Source organism: Bartonella sp. AP36NXGY, assembly GCF_042195865.1.
In the GTDB taxonomy this organism is placed as follows: domain Bacteria; phylum Pseudomonadota; class Alphaproteobacteria; order Rhizobiales; family Rhizobiaceae; genus Bartonella.
Map to the genome: position 1 here is coordinate 1 of NZ_JBHIPD010000147.1, position 611 is coordinate 611.

1 protein-coding gene is annotated in these 611 nt (G+C 32.4%); it reads right to left on the reverse strand.

All coding sequences use genetic code 11. From position 1 onward, the window contains the following. Window positions 1-154: 154 nt before the first annotated feature. On the reverse strand, window positions 155-611 hold a 457-nt coding region (locus ACFINX_RS10370; protein WP_375668827.1), incomplete at its 5' end, for a type IV secretion system protein.

Sequence of the window (611 nt, forward strand, 5' to 3'; positions counted from 1 at the left end):
TTTATCACCTTGAAATATAGATACATGCTAAACGCTTCATTTGCATTTATACATTACCTAAGTATTTTCATTACGATGTCTTGGCTTTGATAAAACCTTTGTGCCTCTCTGAATTGTTCAGATAGTACTGAATCTTCTACATCGGCTTTTGTTTTCATCGTATGGTAGGCATCTCTTTTGCTTCATGGTTAAAAATTCTCATATCAATTTCGCGTCTTTTCTTTTTGATAAGTGATTGCTCAGCCTTACGTAAATGCGTTATCATTTGTATCGTTGTAGATTCATTTTGGATCATGGCTAACAAACCATCGATATGTGCTTGAAGATCTGCAATATCTTTCAGGCTTTCTTTTGTTTGAAGACTATTAAATAGACTGTTGATGTGCTTAAAACGATTTTCTACTTTTTCAAAACTTTTCAAAGTTATAGCTTTATTTAGTAGCGAGAAAAATTCTAAACGCTCAAAAAGCAAGTTGCCCATTTTATCAAAAGGCTCAGAAATTTTGTTTTCTTTCTTCAATACCGTTTGATATAATTCCCTTGAAAGCTCATCTCTCTTATAGAGCGATTCTGGCTCTTTGAGAAAAAAACTAGAAAAGTCTATTTTTTGA